Origin of the sequence: Bradyrhizobium sp. 22 (genome assembly GCF_000482425.1) — a bacterium.
Lineage (GTDB): Bacteria > Pseudomonadota > Alphaproteobacteria > Rhizobiales > Xanthobacteraceae > Bradyrhizobium > Bradyrhizobium japonicum_B.
The window spans coordinates 358,517-374,249 of the sequence record NZ_KI519399.1; the positions used below are offsets into that span (position 1 = coordinate 358,517).

Here is a 15,733-nt window from a genome sequence, read left to right on the forward strand (position 1 = left end):
CCCGGGTTCCCGCCAGGTTCCCGATCAGACCGGCAACCTTTGTGATGCCGTGAGCCCTCTCAGCGCTTCGTCGAGCTTGTCGCGATCGAGCGGCTTGATCAGAAATCCGGTCATGCCCGCCTCGAAGCAGGCATAGCGGTCCTCCACCAGCGTATTGGCGGTAAGCGCTAGGATCGGTGTGTGATGGCTGCCCGCGGTTGCCTCATGCGCGCGGATACGCTTCGTCACCTCGATGCCGTCGAGCTGCGGCATCTGGATATCCATCAGCACGAGATCATAGGGCGTGCCGGCCGACGAAGCGGCGAGCCACGATTCCAGCGCGGCTTCGCCGTGGACGGCGATGACGACGCGATGGCCGAGTTTCGTCAGCAGCGAGCGCATCAGCAGCGCGTTGATCTCGTTGTCCTCGGCGACGAGAATCGAGAGGCCCTTCGCTTGTGTGGCGCCGGCAGCTTCAGCCGCCGGTTCCGGCGCAAGCTCGGGCGATGCGATCTCCGGCGTCAGCGCGAGACGCGCGGCGAGCGAGGCCGCCCGCAGCGGCTTCACCAGGAACCCGGTGAAATCAGGCGACAGCTCTTCGTGGCGCGAGCTCGACGTCAGCAGCACGAGGCGCTGCAGCGCATGTGCGCGGGCCATTTCACCCAAATGGTCGGCCATGGCAGGACCGATCGCGCGATCGATCAGCACCGCGTGCCAAGAGCGTTCCGGCAGCAGCGCTTCGGCAACCGCCGCGTCCGCAACCAGGCAGGTCTGGCCGCCCCAGCGCTCCAGCCGCCGCGCGATCAGCGCGGCTTCGATGCCGTCGGCGACGAGGAGGATCGATTTGCCGGCAAGGTCCGGGTTTGGAAAGGCCGTCTGTCCCGCGCTGGCTTGTGGAGCCGGAAGCGGCACTGCGATCTCGAAGGTCGAGCCTTTGCCCGGCTCGCTTTCGAGCGCGATGCGGCCGCCCATGCGCTTGACGATGCGCTCGCTGATGGCGAGGCCGAGCCCGGTGCCGCCATAGGTGCGGGCGACGCGCTCGTCGGCCTGCTCGAATTCGCGGAAGATCCGCTGCCGTGCCTCCGGCGCGATGCCGATGCCGGTGTCGCGGACCAGGAAGCTGATCTCGTTCGGCCAGATGCCGGGCTCGACGATCAGCGCGACGCCGCCTTGAGCGGTGAACTTGATGGCGTTGCCGGCGAGGTTGAGCAGCACCTGGCGCAGCCGCGCGGCATCGCCGACCACCTCCAGCGGCAGGCGCTCGTCGACATAGGCGGCGATCTCGAGTGACTTCGCCTGCGCGCGCGGGGCCAGCAGCTCGGTGATCTCCTCGATCAGGGTCGAGAGCGCGAAGGGACGCTGCTCGAGATCGAGCTTGCCGGCCTCGATCTTGGAATAGTCGAGCAATTCCTCGATCAGCGCCATCAAGGCTTCGCCCGAGGTCTTGACCGCCTTGGCATAGGTCGCCTGCTCCGGCGTCAGATGGGTGTCGAGCAGGAGGCCGCCCATGCCGATGATGCCGTTGAGCGGCGTGCGGATCTCGTGCGAGGCCATCGCCAGGAAACGCGATTTGGCGCGGTTGGCGGCGTCGGCCTGGTCGCGCGCCTCGGACAAGGCGCGTTCGGTCTCGGTGCGATCGGTGACGTCGCGCCCCACGCTCTGCAATTCGGCGGGCTGGCCGGCATCGAGGCGGACATAGCCCTCGCGCCAGGCGATCCAGCGCGCGCCGATCGGGGTTGCGATCTTCTGGTCGTGGATCCGCGTGCCGTTGCTCTCGCGTGCGCTGTCGCCCTGCTCCAGCACGTCGAAATCGAAACGCGTGCCGACCAGCGTGGCGCGCTTCTGTCCTGCGAGCGCGCAATAGGCCTCGTTGGCGAAAGTGATGCGGCCATCGGTGTCGCGCAGCACGATGAGGTCGCCCTGCTGCTCGAACAGGCTGCGGGCGCGTTCTTCCGCTTCCTTCAGCTCCCAATTGCGGTCGATCAGGGCCTCGTTGTGGGCGGCGAGCGTACGCAGCCGCTTGCCCACGAAACGCAGGCGCATGCTCAGCGTCGCAAGCCCGAGGCAGGCGAGCGCGAACAGGAAGCTCGCACCGATCGCAAAGGTGTGGGGATCGTAGCCGGAGGTGTCGGACCGGCTGCCGGACACGAACCCATAGGCGCCGCCGAAGGTCGCCGAGAAAATCATGAAGGAGCGGATCGCGAACGCGATGCGGGGATGCTGCCGCCTGAAACGGCGCATGCGCACCTTGATCCGGAACGTCCGACCCATCGCCACCGACCCTTGTCTGAAACCCGCCGCCGCATGCGACGATGTCGCGTCCACCTTGCGAACAGTTTGAGGCTTCGGCTCCGCCTCCGAACAGGGTTGACGAAGTGTTAACGCTTCAGAGCGAGGCGGCCTGGAGCTGGCGATGGCTGCCGCGGGCGCCGACGATCAGCGCCGCCGCCTCGCGCAGCGACACCGACTTCGAGCGCACATAGATGCGGTAATCCGCCGGCCCTTCGCTGGAAAGATAGATCACCTCGCCGCCATCGACGGGCTGAGCGGCGATCGAGACGAGGCGCGTCGCGGGATTGGCCTGACAGGTCTCCGGCTCGGACCCAAGGCCGTCGTCGACCAGTGCGAAGTCCGCGGCATCAGAGTCGTCGGTGACCTGAACCCGGACTGTGGCGCGCGCGGGATCGTCGGTGAAGGCGACATGCACGCCGGCGGTCCAGAACAGCGAGGTGAGCTCGACTGAGGTCTCGCCCACGCCGATACAGGGATGCGAGACCGATCCGATCTCGGCCCGGGCAAACACCGCCGCCGCCAGCAAGGGAATAACCGAGGCCAGGATCTTGAAACGCAACATGACACTCTACTCGCCGGACCCTCGGGGAACTCGCAGCCGAAATCAGCGGGCCCTATGGTTTGCAGAGCGTAAAGGAAACTCGTTACCGCCGGGTTGACACGCGGTATCATCAAGCCATCTGCCGCACATCCTCCGCGAGTGCGCGATAGGACAGCGCTTCGGCGAGGTGCAGCCGGCCGATCTTGTCGGCATGGTCGAGGTCGGCCAGCGTGCGCGCCACCCGCAGCACGCGGTGATAGCCGCGCGCCGACAGCCGCATGGTCTCGGCCGCCTCGCGCAGCAATTTGGCGCCTTGCGCGTCCGGCTTGGCGATCTCCTCCAGCACCGATGCGGGCGCCTCGGCATTGGTCCGAACATGGGGCAGGCCGGCATCGGCATAGCGTGCGAGCTGAATGTCGCGCGCCGCCGCCACGCGCGCGGCGACCTCGACCGATCCCTCCGCCGGCGGCGGCAGGATCAGATCGGCCGCGGTCACGGCCGGCACCTCGATGCGCAGATCGATGCGGTCCATCAACGGGCCCGAGATGCGCGCCTGGTAATCGCCGGTGCAGCGGTCGATGCGGCCGCGCTTGCAGGCATAGCCGGGCTCGAACGCATTGCCGCAGCGACACGGATTCATCGCCGCGACCAGCATGAAGCGGGCAGGGTAGGTGACGCGATGATTGGCGCGCGACACCGCGACCTCGCCGTTCTCCAGCGGCTGCCGCAGCGAGTCCAGCACGCGCGGATCGAATTCAGGCAGCTCGTCGAGGAACAGCACGCCCTGATGCGCCAGCGAGATCTCGCCGGGCTTGGCGCGGATGCCGCCGCCGGTGAGCGCGGCCATGCTGGCGGAATGATGCGGCGCGCGGAACGGCCGCCGCGCCGTCAGCGCGCCGCCTTCGATCTCGCCGGCAACGGAGGCGATCATCGAGACCTCGAGCAGCTCGCCCGGGGACAGCGGTGGCAGGATCGAGGGCAGGCGCGCGGCAAGCATCGACTTGCCGGCGCCGGGCGCGCCGATCATGAGCCTGAAGGGCTACATTACTGGATCAATGCTTCCCTAATTACTGACCAGCTAAGTATAGGATATGAAACCGGCATTTTCCTATATTCGCTTTTCGACCCCCGAACAGGCCAAAGGCGACTCGTTCCGACGCCAGAGCGAGAAGGCGGATGAGTGGGCCGCAGATAACGGTTATCAGATCATTAAGCGATGGAGCGACCTGGGCGTCTCCGGCTACCGGGGCAAGAACGCCCGGACGGGAGGTTTCGGGGAGTTCCTGAGAGCGGCCGAGGAGAACAAGCTTCCGCCTGGTTCAGTCCTGTTGGTGGAGAACCTGGACAGGGTATCGCGCGAGAAGCCCAGAATGGCGCTCGAGCGCTTTCTGCGCGTCATCGGACTCGGCATCGGCATCGTCACGCTCATGGACCGGCAAATCTATACGGCGGAATCCATCGACGCCGATCCGTCGGGCATGAACCTGTTCGGCAGCCTGATGGTCATGATCCGGGCGCACGGTGAATCCAAAGCGAAGTCAGTGCGCATTTCCGCCATCTGGTCGCAAAAGCGCGAAAAGGCCCGCGTGAAGGGACTGCCGGTCAGCGATCGCATTCCCGGGTGGCTCAAGTCCACGCGCGATCCGACCGGCCGGCGGATATTCACCGAGGACACGGATCGCGCCGACGTCGTGCGGCGCATCTTCAACGAGACGGTGCAGGGATTCGGTCGCCGCGCGATCGCCAAGGGGCTCAACAGGGACCGCAAGCGGTCGTTTCTCTCCAAGTCCGGCTGGCAGCCCTCGAGCGTGAACAAGATCCTCCGCGCGCGCACCACCGTCGGCGAACTCCAATTGCATCGGCGCGACGAGGCGGGCCGCCGCGTACCGGACGGTGATCCCATCAAAGGATACTATCCGGCGGTGGTCAGCGAGGAGCTCTGGGTGCAGGCGAACGCGGCAGTGAAGATCCGCAGGAAGGATTCGGCTGGCCGTCCTCACGCGGAAGCCGCGAACCTGATCCGCGGCCTGGCGCGGTGCGCTTGCGGGCAGCGGATGATGTTCGTCAACAAGGGAGCGCCCCCCAAGGGTGGTCGCTACTACCGCTGCTCCGCGGCGGCCCGGGACGCCGGCTGCGAAAACAAGAGGCTCTGGAACGCCAGGGACGTCGAGCGCTATCTCCTCGGGCAGATCGACCCGGCACGGATCGCCGCCGCGTTCGAGCCGTCAGCGAAGCGCGTCGGGCCCTCCCCCAGGGAGTACGACCTCCGGATCGCCGAACTCAACGCGATGAAGAACGCGGCTATGGATACGGCTCTGCGCAATGCCGGAAGTAAGATGGCGGCCGAGTGGGAGAGCCGCGCCGAAAGCCTCGTCGACGAAATCGCGGAGGTGCGCAAGCGTCGCGACGACGCGGTCGCGGCGGAAAGGTCGAAGCCGCATCTGCCGACGGTGCAGTCGGCTCTTGGCACCGTCGGGGCGCTCGTGGCGAAGCTTGAAGGTGCGACGGACCAGGAGAAGATGCCTCTCCGGACCGCGATCATGCAGCAGCTCCGGACGGTGTTTTCCGAGATCGTATTCCGGCCTCACGCAATCGTCGGTCTGATCGAGTTGCCCGAAAAACCCTCGAGCCTGAAGGGGGCATTCGGCCTGCCAAAACCGATCGAGGTCAGGAAAGGCGAGAAGGGCGAGAGCTACTTCTACAGGCACGTCTTCTTCCGGGACGACCCGGAGGAAATGGCGGCCCTAGGCGGCGGGAAGGGGATCATCCTCCCGCGTTTCACATGACGCCGGCCGTCCGCGTAAACGTGGCCCGGTAAGTCAACGGTTTCGGGGTCGTGCCCGAGATCGATTTCCAGCGAGAGCCCTTCCCAAGCCCTGCCCGTGCTGACGACAGAGTCCGCGAGGGCATAGCCAGCGCCCGGCGCGGCCTTGAATCCGCCTGGGTCTGGGCTGAAGTCTCGGCGATTGCGTCCAAACCGATTGCTGATCCCGTGCATATCCACCTGGCCCCTCAATCCCTCGAAGCTCTGGCGACGGTCATCTCCGGCGGCAGCGGCAACGACACGACGCCCCCGATCGGCATCTACCGGTCGGCCTCCAAGCTCGAATCCTTCATGCGCGGCTGCAACGTCGCGATGAGCGTCGGCAACGGATCCCGGCTGCCTGCATTGAACGAGGCGCTGGAGCGTGCGAACCGCATCGGCGACCAGACGATTCTGAGGAACATCATCGAACGGGCTGCAGACCCGCGCGATTTCCTTACCGATCCCGACCGGCTGCAGGCCGTCGTTGACTATCTCAACGCGCGGCTGGCCTACGACGGGCTCGAACTGCAGCGCGTCGGACCGCGCATCCGCCTGGGCACGCTCGGAAGGTCGCCGAGCGTGGTCGACGAACTGGTCAATGCGGTCGCCGTCATCGACTTCGACACGGTCAACCGGGACCTCGAGAGGGCACTGGCGAGCGCGGAGAGCGACCCCGAAGATGCGGTGACTTCGGCCTGTTCGGTCGTCGAGAGCGTCTGCCGATCGGTCCTGATCGAACTTGGCCTGCCCTTGCCTGTCAAGAAGGACGTGCAAGGCCTGTATCAGGCTGTTCGCGAGCCCCTCGGCCTGACCCCAGACAAGACGGGCGTCTCCGCCGACATCGTCAACGACGTGCGCACTATCCTGGGCGGGTTGAACTCGGTGGTGAACGGGGTCGGCGCGCTCCGGACGCACGGCGGCGATGCTCACGGCCGCGAACGCGGGTATCGCCGGATCGATCCGCGCATCGCGCGCCTCGCCATCCACTCAGCCAGCACCGTCTCGCTGTTCCTGGTGGAGACCTGGCAGAAGAATCATCCGGCTAGGCAACTCACATCGCGCTGAGGATAGGAAGCCGGTGATCACGGATGCAGAGAGGAAGTCCATCGCTACAGCCGACACGGCCGCCCCCGCGGCGCCTGATCCGCTGTGCTGGATCTGCAAGACGAACAAGGCGGATTCGGGAGAGCACAAGACGAAGCGGAGCGACCTGCTGGCCGTTCTGGGAGAGCCGACGCAGGAGAAGCCCTTCTTTTTTCACGACGTCGACAAACCTAATCGCCCGGTCGGAAGCCTGGACGCGAAGATCCTCAAGTCGGCGGTACGTATCTGCGCCCACTGTAACAACGCGCGCACACAGCCTCACGATCGCGCTTGGGAGACGATGTCGGACCGGCTGCGTTCGCGGCGATTGGCGGTCGGGCAGTGGGTCCGGTGCAATAGCGTCTTCGGGCAATACACGAAACGCGAGATGCTGAACATGCACCTGTTTTTTCTGAAGCTGTTCGGTTGCATGCTCGTGGAGACGAAGGCCAATGGCTACGACATTCCGATCGACATCGATGCATTTTCGACGGCGATCATGTCGGGGCGGCCCCATGATGAGGTTCACCTCCAGTTTGGGAAACATGACGGCGTCATCGGGCGTTCGAATCTCCATGTCTCGAAGACGGATCCCGGGGGAGGGATTTTAGGTGCTTGGCTCTACGAATTGGACACGATCGCCGTGAGCGTCCTGTACATACAGGCGGGCAAGTTCGAGTATCGCCGCGATATCTGGCATCCCCACTCCCGAACCAGTTCGAAGCGTTTCCAGGTCGCGGATTTCATGTATTCAAAACGCAACGAGGCAGAGCTGACCGGAGCGGGCGAGGCTGCCGGCGGACAGTGAATTCTTCGCGGAAGCGGTCTTGCCTCTGCTACATTCGGGTCAACCCGGAAAGCGTTCGTATTCGTCGAGATCGCGCGATGAAGTTCCTCGCTCCGCCCGACGAGATCGCTGTTTTGCCTGACGTGCCGATATATAGTCGGTTTTGTGAAAGAAGATGTTGCCCGCATCTTCACTTCGGCATCGCTTCGATACGTGACGCGCACTCCAGGACTTGCGGGCGGCAGAGAGAGTGGGACTCCCTTCCCTTATGCCCCGATTGCGCGAAAACCGCTGAAAAACAAGGATTCCCGGAAAGCCCCGCCGCAGTTTGTGACCACCGCTGTGTACCACCTCGTCGGCCGATTCGGCCGTCAAACTCGGCCGAATTCGAGGCATCTCGGAAGGATTCGGGCCGGCGAACTGCGCCGATGCGAATTCGAAACAGCTTTCGCGCGGGCGCTCGAATGGCCTCACGGCCGGGAGGCGGCCGTCCTCGACGGCCTGGCGCAGGCTGCGAGGTCGCAGGCGCGCGTCCGTCGTCCGACCCGTGGTCGACGGCTTCGACGAGGAGGCTGCGGTCCGGCAAGAAAGCCACGTAGCCGTACGGATGCCAGGTCGTGATCGGCTCGCGGCGGTCGCCGTCGAGCCAGATGACCGTGTGCATTCCGATGCGGCCGAAAGCCCGCGTGATGGCGGCCTCGTCGAGATTCGGATTGCGCGAGAACAGGCAGCTCCGGGTCGTCACCGCGACACCTTGGCCGTCTGTGACGTAGGTGCCGCCCTCGTCGTCGAACGGCACGCCGACGACGGGAACGCCGAAGTCGTGGGTGCGCGCCAGACGATATCCGTGCCGTGCAGCGCGCGAGCCTCCTCCTCCGCTTGGTCTCAGTTCAGCGGTGGCGGATGTGTTCAGATCGGCAGCGGTGTTCCCTGGCGTCCGAAGCCCTGCCGAATCCGAATTGGGCCGAAAAGGATGTTGGTCCGCCTGGCAGATCAAGGAAAGAGCGTGGGCCGAAGCGGGCGCGTGTCAAGCGACGTTGAACTCACCTGCACGGCGCCGCCGTCGGCCTTTCCCGGATGGAACGCCGTCGAACGCGAGGATTAGGATCGCTCTCTGGAGACACGGAATGTCCCTGGGCCCGAGTAATCCAAGTCCATGAGGTGCAGCAGTTCGGCACCTTGCTCTGGCGTAGCTTCGTACTCCGCGCCCCAGATTTCTGGATCGTCGGCGGGCAGGCCGAGGATGGCAATGACCTGCTCCTGCGGAATCCTTTCGCTTGCGCCCTCGAACAGCAGCTTTTTGTTGGGGACGTCCCATACGCGGACGACGAATTCGAGCGTCATATTTCTGCTTTCCTTCCGGGCACCGCCGGCTTCTTCTGCTCGCCGGTATTGGGATCGTAGGCTCCCTTGTGACGGCCGCGCTTGTCGTAGACCTCAACTTCGCCGTGTTGCCAATCCCATTCGCCGAAGGTCCCGTCCGGGAAGTCCCAGCGTGGCCGGATCTTTCCGCCTGCTCCTCTCGATTTGCCGGGCACTTTGATGGACCCGGGAAAGCCAGGAAGACTCCCTCGGGGTGGCGGCTCGTAGCCCATTGAAGCCGAGGTATCTTCCATATAGTCGGTAAATGTTCCGATTCGATACCCGGGATTTGCGTCTATGGCCTTGGCCAGGCCGTTGACGATGCGGTCGCGAAGCCGCTGCTCGCCCGGGCATTTTGCCGAATCCTGGGAGCATTGAACCGCTCGGGACGCGAGGTAACCACCGATGGCTACCGCTCCGGCAGCCACCCAAGTCCGTTCGAGCGTACGGGCAAGCGCGCCGGCTTTTGCGGACGGCGCGACGAGCGCAACCATCGAGACGGCGACGAAAGCAATCCGAGCGAGTCGGGAGAGGTAGGCCATTAACATGCGGAGTTCTCCGCGCTCTTACTGGCACGCCGGTCGAATATTTCCGGTGAACGAAACGGCGACATCTTTACTCAAAACGCCGCCGTAGAGCGAAGATTGGCTCGTCCATGCCGAGGACATCATTGGTGGGGCTGGATGTCCTCGCGTCTCCATAGACCCGGGCGCGCGCCTTGCCGCGAAACGCGAAGGACGAGTTGCGCGCAACAACGAACAGGTCGGGATGGACCGATAACTCTGTGATGATGTCTTCCGCGACGGAAGGCTGCGAATACGGTCGCGACCGCGCGTCCGGCGAGACCGAGTTGCCTCTGGAGAGCTTCCCGAGAGATCGCCCTGTACGATGCACGATGTCATGCATCGGGAGTTCAACTTGGACGAGGCCGACCTGTCCCGCGGCAGCGGCCCGGGCAAGCGCGGCTGGCGGCACCTTAACATATCTGACTCCCAAGACCCGAAAAGACCGCTATGCTTCGGGTTTTCCCGTCTGGGGGCAACTCATGTTCGATACCGCCACCACCGCGCTTTTGCGCGCGGTCCTCGATGAAGTCTGCGAGAGCGTTCCGCACCGCGAGATCGGGGCGCGCACGCACGTCGCCTCGAAGATCCTGGAGGCCGCCACCAAGGGCAAAATCTCGCCCGAAACTCTCCGACAGGTCGGTCGCGAAGCACTCTCCCGCGCGCCCACGATGTGGCGCTGACCAGCGAGGGGCCGCGGTGAACTTCCAGGTCACGGTGCTGAAGATTCTGGTCAGTTATCCGGGCGGCTTCGCCGTGATGGCCGACCTCAAACGCGACATGGCGATCCTGGCGACCAGCGGCCGCGACTGGGCCGAGCGCACGAAGCGGCTCGCCTCGCGCATGCCGGACCTCGACATCTTCTCCCAAGGCTTGGTCGAGCGCGAAAGCGGCGGTTGGAAGATCACCGAGAAGGGGCGCGCGGTGCTGGAATTCCTCGAGGCTCGTCCTGGGACCCACCAGTTGCCCGATGCGCCTTCGGTCGAGACCGTCGCTGCGCCAGTGCCTGCCCTCCCGCAACCGGCGGATCGGGCGAAGCGGCGGCGCGAACGCCGCGAGCGTCGGCGGGAGGCGCGCGAACGAGCTCGGGCAAACGCTTCCTGACGTCGCCACGCGTTTGCGGAGCGGCCTCTCCTGCAATACGGCCGCCCTCGTGGATTCTACGGAGAACAGTTGCAGAAACCTGGGAAATTTCCCGGCGCTCAAAGCACGAACGCCGCGACTGGGTGAGGCACGGAACCGGTACGCAAGTCAAATGACGCACGAGCCGATCTAGGGATTGAGATCGTCGCTTTCGCCGGGCGCCCGTAGCGGGCGGGACGCGCCGCCGAACATGCTGTCCTACGGCAGGCGGAACGGCGCGCCCGCGCGAGAGTGCCCGCGCGCTCCTTTAGTCGCGCGTGTCGTTTAGCCGGGAGGACATCTGAGTGCGCGTTGAGTTGGCAGCCTCAGGCGCTTCTCGCGCCGGGCCAAGCGACCACCTGTCCCGACATGACGAGCCGGTCGCGGCCGTTATCCTTGGCGGCGTAGAGGGCGCGATCGGCCGCCGCCACCAGGGAGCCGCAGTCCATCGCGCCCTCGGAGGGCAAGTTGGTCGCGCCGCCGAGGCTCACCGTGACGATCTTGGACGGCAGGTTCAGCGCGTGCAGCATGCCGAGGTCGCGCAGCGCCCGGCGGACGTTCTCCCCGACGAGCTCGCAGCCCTCCGCGTCGGTGTTCGGCAGCAGCAGCGCGAATTCCTCGCCGCCGTAGCGCGCGGCGACATCGGCTGGCCTACGCACCTGCGCGGAGAGGATTCGCGCCAGCGCGCGCAAGCAGGCATCGCCGGCTTGATGGCCGTATTGGTCGTTGAACTTCTTGAAGTGATCGACGTCCGCCAGCAGCAGCGAGAGCGGAGTGCCGTCGCGCTTGGCCCGCGCCCATTCCTCGGCAAGGCGTTCGTCGAAGTGGCGGCGGTTGGCAATGCCGGTCAGGCCGTCGGACGTGGCGAGCGCGGCGAGCTTTTCCTGCAGGTCCTTTTGCTCGGTCATGTCGCGCGAGATCGCCACGACGCCGTCGATCTCATGGGTTTCCAAAGACCGAGTGACGCGCAGCGCCCTCGCTGCCGCTCAGTTGAGCAGCCTCCGCTGGAGCCGGCGAACGATCTCTCGCAGGTCGTTCGCATAGTCCTCGACGACCCGTCGCATCTCCTCGGCGCGCGCCACTTCCGCTGCCTCGGCCTCCCGTCCGCGGTGCTGCTTCTGGATCCGCTCCATGTTTGGATATTAGATCTGGGAGGCCGGCGTTCGTTGACATGGCTCAAAGGCAAGCTTCGTCGACGAAAATGCCCATTCGGACAGCGACGCGGGAGCTACTGCTACCCAGATCACGAATTCCGCTCCTTGCCCTGCTTCCGCCGACGACAGGCCCGTGCAGAGGCCAGTCCGCGATTTCCTTGGCGGGCAGTCTCGCCTTCAACTTACGATGGATGCCGTCGAGCGTCTTCGCCGAGATCCCGAATGCTGGTAGAAGGAGACCGCGAGATCGCCGATGAACTTCCGTCCGCTCTGATCGCCGTAGCGCTTGCCTCCTTTCCCGCGATGGCCCAACAGGGCTCGTGCCGTGGAGCGACGGATCAGGCGACCACCGGCACGAGCAAACCGGACGAAAGAGACCCGATCGGATTGACTTCGACCCAGAGGCAGATGATAGCCTGGAGCATCGCCGCGATTGCCGAGAAACAGGCTTCGCCGCAAGGATTCCTACCAAAACCCGGTGCGAAGCTGCCGGACCAGCTCAAGTCGGCACAGATCCCGTCGACGCTGGATCAGGTCGCCGACCCGATCCGCAACTACGAATACGTGTTCCTCGAAGACCAGAACCTGCTCCTGGTCAGCCCGCAGGATCGGACCATCGCCGACGTGCCCCATCCCGATCGCCGCCTCTAACCCGAATACGGAGTCACCTCACTCGGCGGCGAGCGAGCGCAGCCAGGCCAGTCTTGAGATCGCTTTTTCCGCCAACTTCTGCAGGATCTCCACGCGCTCGGCTTCGTCCGAGCGCTCGGCGCCTTCCAGGTAGCCGTCGACCAAAGCCTCCGCGATCATCTGCGCGTCCCGCAGCTCGAGCGCGCCGGGAAAGCTCCCGAAATCGCGGGCGTCTTCCGCCATCCGCATCGTGTCTTCGCGGAGTTCGCGCGTGCGCACCGCCGCCGGCCCTTCCAGGCGACGCTCCAGAGCCGCAAGATGGGTCCCCAGGCAGAGTTCCAGCCGTCGCGCAGCGACCCGATCCAACTGCGCAGGCACCTGGTCCGGCTTGCGGCCGTGCTCCCGGTGATAGGCACGGCGCCTCTCCTTCCTGAGCGTGGCAACGTGGCCCAGCTCCTCCTTAGCCATCGCTTCGGAGGCCTTCTTGATCTCCGGATCAGCGGAATAGGCGGCCAAATATGACCAGAAGGCGAAGGCGCGCTCCTCGTTGCGCGCCGCCATCGCGAGCGCGCGGTAAGGCGTCATCAGTCGAGACGTCTTCACCTCGGCCGCGGCCTCCTCATCCAGGGTCTCCGGTGCCTCCCAGCGCACCATGGCCGGATCGGGCATTTTGCCGCTGCGCGATTGCGACCACTGCGTGACACTGTCCACATGATCGCGCTCGGCGGCCGCGAGTCGCGTGAACACCTCCGCCAGATCATCTTTGCCCTGCCAGCGCATCCCGTCAGCGAGAGAGTCGTATTTATTTGCCGCTTCCTGCTCCATTGCATGCGCCAGCGCAAAGAGCTCCTCGAGGGATTCCAATACACCCGCGGGCTCGGCGCTCAGCAACGACGTGCGTAGGAATGGCATACGAGAACTCCAAATGCAGATTTTCTTAGCCGGTTCCGCACGAACACAAATCTTGCCAGCGGGGTTGACAGATTCAGTCGCACAAGATGAGCTTTGCACGTCAGCGACGACAAATCATCGACGAAGATCTCAAGGACGCGCGCCTCCAGGGTGGTCGCGCAGATTATAGTTGAATCGATATGTTGAAGCGACCGGATGACGTTACCGCATTCGCAATGCGTGCGGCGCTCGCGCTGGCAGGCTTACTGCTGGTGTGTCTGACTTATATTTCGTCCGCATGTGTTTCGCCTGCATGGGCCGCCGGCGATTTGCCGATTTATCTGCCGAAGATCGCGCCGGCGGAGTTTTTTCCGGGCGCGGACGGCTTCGGGCGGCCCCAAGGCGATCCGCCCATCGTGCCCGTTTACCGCGGCGACCAGCTCCAGGGTTTCGTGTTCCTGAACTCCGACTTCGCTAACTCGGTCGGCTATTCGGGCAAGCCGATCCACCTGCTCGCCGGCATCGACCTGAAAGGCGTCATCACCGGCGTCAAGCTCGTCGACCACAAGGAGCCGATCGTTCTGGTCGGCATTCCTGAAGCGCGCATCGTCGCCGCCATGAACTCCCTGATCGGCAAGGACATGAAGCCGGTCGCAAGCGGTGCCGAGAAGCCACCCCAGGTCGACATCGTGAGCGGCGCCACCGTCACCGTGCTGGTGATGAGCGACAGCATCGTTCGCTCGGCCTCAAAGCTGATCCGTTCGGGCCGAGTGGGAGGCGGAGATGGGGCGGCCGCATCGGCCGCGCTCCCACCGGTCACCAAGACTCTCGATCTCGAACAGAGCGAAATCAAGGATTGGGAAAGCCTCGTCGGCGACGGCTCGGTGCGCCGGCTGAATCTGACGGTCGGCGACGTCAACGAATCCTTCGCCAAATCCGGTAACGCGGCCGCGAGCCAGTACCCTGAACCCGGCGAGCCGAGCGACACCTTCATCGATCTGTACACCGCGCTCGTCAGCGCCCCCACCATCGGCCGCAGCCTGCTCGGTGAGGACGGCTACAAGCGTCTCAAGGACGGCCTCAAGCCGGGACAGCAAGCCATCGTGATCGCCGGAAACGGCACCTACTCGTTCAAAGGGTCCGCCTACGTCCGCGGCGGCATCTTCGATCGCGTGGAGATTCTGCAGGAAGGCAGCAGCACACGTTTCCGGGACAAGAACCACACGCGTTTGGGGTCCTTCTCCGCCGAAGGGGCGCCCGAGTTCAAGGAGATCGGCCTCTTCGTCACGCCGCCGGAGTTCACGCTCGATCCTACGCAACCATGGCAGCTTCAGCTGCTGGTGCAGCGGAGTCTCGGTGGCCGCGACAAGGCCTTCCTCACGTTCGATCTCAACTATGTCCTGCCGGACAGCTACATGCGGCGCGAGCAGCAGGCCGTCACGGTGGCGGAGACCGCTCCCGTCCCAATCTCGCAGCCTTCCGCCGCGACCACGCAGCCGTCGCTCGCCGCCGACGGCGAAGAGCCGCTCTGGATGCGCATCTGGCGGTCAAGTACGGTCTCGATCGCGATCACCGCCGCGATGCTCGGGGCGCTTACCCTGATCTTCTTCTTCCAGAACGTGCTGGTGCGCCGACCGGTGTTCTACAATTGGGTGCGAAGGGCTTTTCTCGCCTTCGTCCTGGTCTGGCTCGGTTGGTATGCGAACGCCCAGCTCTCCGTGGTCAACGTCCTCACCTTCACCAATTCGCTTGTGACCGGCTTCAAGTGGGAGTTCTTCCTCGCCGCGCCCCTGATCTTCATCCTTTGGGCGGCGACCGCCTCGGCGCTGCTGTTCTGGGGCCGCGGCCCCTTCTGCGGATGGCTCTGCCCGTTCGGCGCGCTGCAGGAGCTCACGAACACCGGCGCGAAGTGGCTCAAGGTCCCGCAGATCACCGTGCCGTGGGGCCTGCACGAACGGCTATGGCCGGTCAAGTACATCATCTTCCTCGGCCTGTTCGGCCTGTCGCTCTACTCCGTCGACATGGCCGAGCGGTTTGCCGAGGTCGAACCGTTCAAGACCGCGATCATCCTGAAGTTTTCGCGGAGCTGGCCGTTCGTGGCCTATGCAGTCGCCCTGCTCGTCATAGGCCTCTTCATCGAACGCTTCTTCTGCCGCTATCTGTGTCCGCTCGGCGCGGCGCTCGCCATTCCCGGCCGCATGAGGACGTTCGAATGGCTGCGCCGTTGGCAGGAATGCGGCTCGCCCTGTCAGCGCTGCGCCAAGGAATGCCCGGTGCAGTCGATCCATCCCGAGGGGCACATCAACGTCAATGAGTGCATCTACTGCATGCACTGCCAGGAACTCTATTACGACGATCACCGCTGCCCGCACATGATTCAAGTGCGGCTCAAGCGCGAGAAGTTCGCGGCCATGTCCTCGCCCTCGATGCGCTCGGGCGGCAAGGGTCCTGCGACCGTCATCACCGCCGGCGGCAAACCTGTCGGCGCTTCACCCACCATCTCACCACCAAACTGAACCGGAA

15 protein-coding genes and 2 pseudogenes are annotated in these 15,733 nt (G+C 64.8%); 7 read left to right on the forward strand and 10 right to left on the reverse strand.

Annotation, left to right across the window (positions count from 1 at the left end):
- Positions 1-24: 24 nt before the first annotated feature.
- The 3 genes and pseudogenes from K410_RS0102995 to K410_RS0103005 form a co-directional block, all read right to left on the reverse strand.
- Positions 25-2,250: a PAS domain-containing hybrid sensor histidine kinase/response regulator gene (locus K410_RS0102995; RefSeq protein ID WP_028133467.1), complete on the reverse strand. Its 2,226-nt coding sequence runs from the start codon at positions 2,248-2,250 to the stop codon at positions 25-27.
- 115 nt (positions 2,251-2,365) lie between these two features.
- Positions 2,366-2,833: a hypothetical protein gene (locus K410_RS0103000; RefSeq protein WP_028133468.1), complete on the reverse strand. Its 468-nt coding sequence runs from the start codon at positions 2,831-2,833 to the stop codon at positions 2,366-2,368.
- Positions 2,834-2,942: 109 nt separating this feature from the next.
- Positions 2,943-3,842: pseudogene (locus tag K410_RS0103005) on the reverse strand (YifB family Mg chelatase-like AAA ATPase); the annotation flags it as partial.
- Positions 3,843-3,903: 61 nt separating this feature from the next.
- Here K410_RS0103005 and K410_RS0103010 point away from each other — a divergent pair.
- The 3 genes from K410_RS0103010 to K410_RS0103020 are packed head-to-tail and all read left to right on the forward strand — an operon-like array spanning position 3,904 to position 7,509.
- A complete protein-coding gene (locus K410_RS0103010; protein ID WP_049819907.1) occupies positions 3,904-5,598 on the forward strand; it encodes a recombinase family protein in 1,695 nt (564 codons plus the stop codon).
- 50 nt (positions 5,599-5,648) lie between these two features.
- Positions 5,649-6,683 carry an abortive infection family protein gene (locus K410_RS0103015; RefSeq protein ID WP_210164230.1) on the forward strand — a complete coding sequence of 345 codons (1,035 nt, stop codon included), beginning with the start codon at positions 5,649-5,651 and terminating at the stop codon, positions 6,681-6,683.
- Between the two features lie 13 nt (positions 6,684-6,696).
- Positions 6,697-7,509 carry a hypothetical protein gene (locus K410_RS0103020; protein ID WP_028133471.1) on the forward strand — a complete coding sequence of 271 codons (813 nt, stop codon included), beginning with the start codon at positions 6,697-6,699 and terminating at the stop codon, positions 7,507-7,509.
- 169 nt (positions 7,510-7,678) lie between these two features.
- Here K410_RS0103020 and K410_RS38280 read toward each other — a convergent pair whose 3' ends face one another.
- From K410_RS38280 to K410_RS0103035, 4 genes are all read right to left on the reverse strand, one after another.
- A complete protein-coding gene (locus K410_RS38280; protein ID WP_080672114.1) occupies positions 7,679-8,485 on the reverse strand; it encodes an agmatine deiminase family protein in 807 nt (268 codons plus the stop codon).
- Positions 8,486-8,589: 104 nt separating this feature from the next.
- The gene (locus tag K410_RS0103025; RefSeq protein WP_028133472.1) at positions 8,590-8,832 is read right to left on the reverse strand and encodes a hypothetical protein; all 243 of its coding nucleotides are present in this window, start codon (positions 8,830-8,832) and stop codon (positions 8,590-8,592) included.
- The gene (locus K410_RS37945) at positions 8,829-9,398 is read right to left on the reverse strand and encodes a colicin E3/pyocin S6 family cytotoxin (RefSeq protein ID WP_063831405.1); all 570 of its coding nucleotides are present in this window, start codon (positions 9,396-9,398) and stop codon (positions 8,829-8,831) included. The genes K410_RS0103025 and K410_RS37945 overlap by 4 nt, the downstream gene beginning before the upstream one ends.
- 67 nt (positions 9,399-9,465) lie before the next feature.
- Positions 9,466-9,756, reverse strand: coding sequence for a hypothetical protein (locus K410_RS0103035; RefSeq protein WP_155253208.1), 291 nt, complete (start codon positions 9,754-9,756; stop codon positions 9,466-9,468).
- A gap of 139 nt (positions 9,757-9,895) precedes the next feature.
- Here K410_RS0103035 and K410_RS0103040 point away from each other — a divergent pair, with 139 nt between their 5' ends.
- Together K410_RS0103040 and K410_RS0103045 are read left to right on the forward strand one after the other, a co-directional pair.
- A complete protein-coding gene (locus K410_RS0103040) occupies positions 9,896-10,096 on the forward strand; it encodes a hypothetical protein (protein ID WP_028133475.1) in 201 nt (66 codons plus the stop codon).
- 16 nt (positions 10,097-10,112) lie between these two features.
- Positions 10,113-10,517 (forward strand): hypothetical protein, encoded by a 405-nt coding sequence (locus K410_RS0103045; RefSeq protein ID WP_028133476.1) that lies wholly within the window; start codon positions 10,113-10,115, stop codon positions 10,515-10,517.
- Between the two features lie 344 nt (positions 10,518-10,861).
- Here K410_RS0103045 and K410_RS0103050 read toward each other — a convergent pair.
- Positions 10,862-11,518, reverse strand: a pseudogene (locus K410_RS0103050) (GGDEF domain-containing protein); the annotation flags it as partial.
- A 3-nt stretch (positions 11,519-11,521) separates the two neighbouring features.
- Positions 11,522-11,668 (reverse strand): hypothetical protein, encoded by a 147-nt coding sequence (locus tag K410_RS40225; protein ID WP_167527485.1) that lies wholly within the window; start codon positions 11,666-11,668, stop codon positions 11,522-11,524.
- Positions 11,669-11,911: 243 nt separating this feature from the next.
- On the opposite strand from K410_RS40225, the gene K410_RS0103060 reads away from it, so the two are divergent.
- Entirely contained in the window at positions 11,912-12,340 is a 429-nt protein-coding gene (locus K410_RS0103060; protein ID WP_028133478.1) for a hypothetical protein, read from the forward strand.
- A gap of 18 nt (positions 12,341-12,358) precedes the next feature.
- On the opposite strand, the gene K410_RS0103065 is transcribed toward K410_RS0103060, so the two are convergent.
- Positions 12,359-13,231: a ferritin-like domain-containing protein gene (locus tag K410_RS0103065; RefSeq protein ID WP_028133479.1), complete on the reverse strand. Its 873-nt coding sequence runs from the start codon at positions 13,229-13,231 to the stop codon at positions 12,359-12,361.
- A 215-nt stretch (positions 13,232-13,446) separates the two neighbouring features.
- On the opposite strand from K410_RS0103065, the gene K410_RS0103070 reads away from it, so the two are divergent.
- Positions 13,447-15,726 carry a NosR/NirI family protein gene (locus K410_RS0103070; protein ID WP_028133480.1) on the forward strand — a complete coding sequence of 760 codons (2,280 nt, stop codon included), beginning with the start codon at positions 13,447-13,449 and terminating at the stop codon, positions 15,724-15,726.
- The last annotated feature ends 7 nt before the right edge of the window (positions 15,727-15,733 follow it).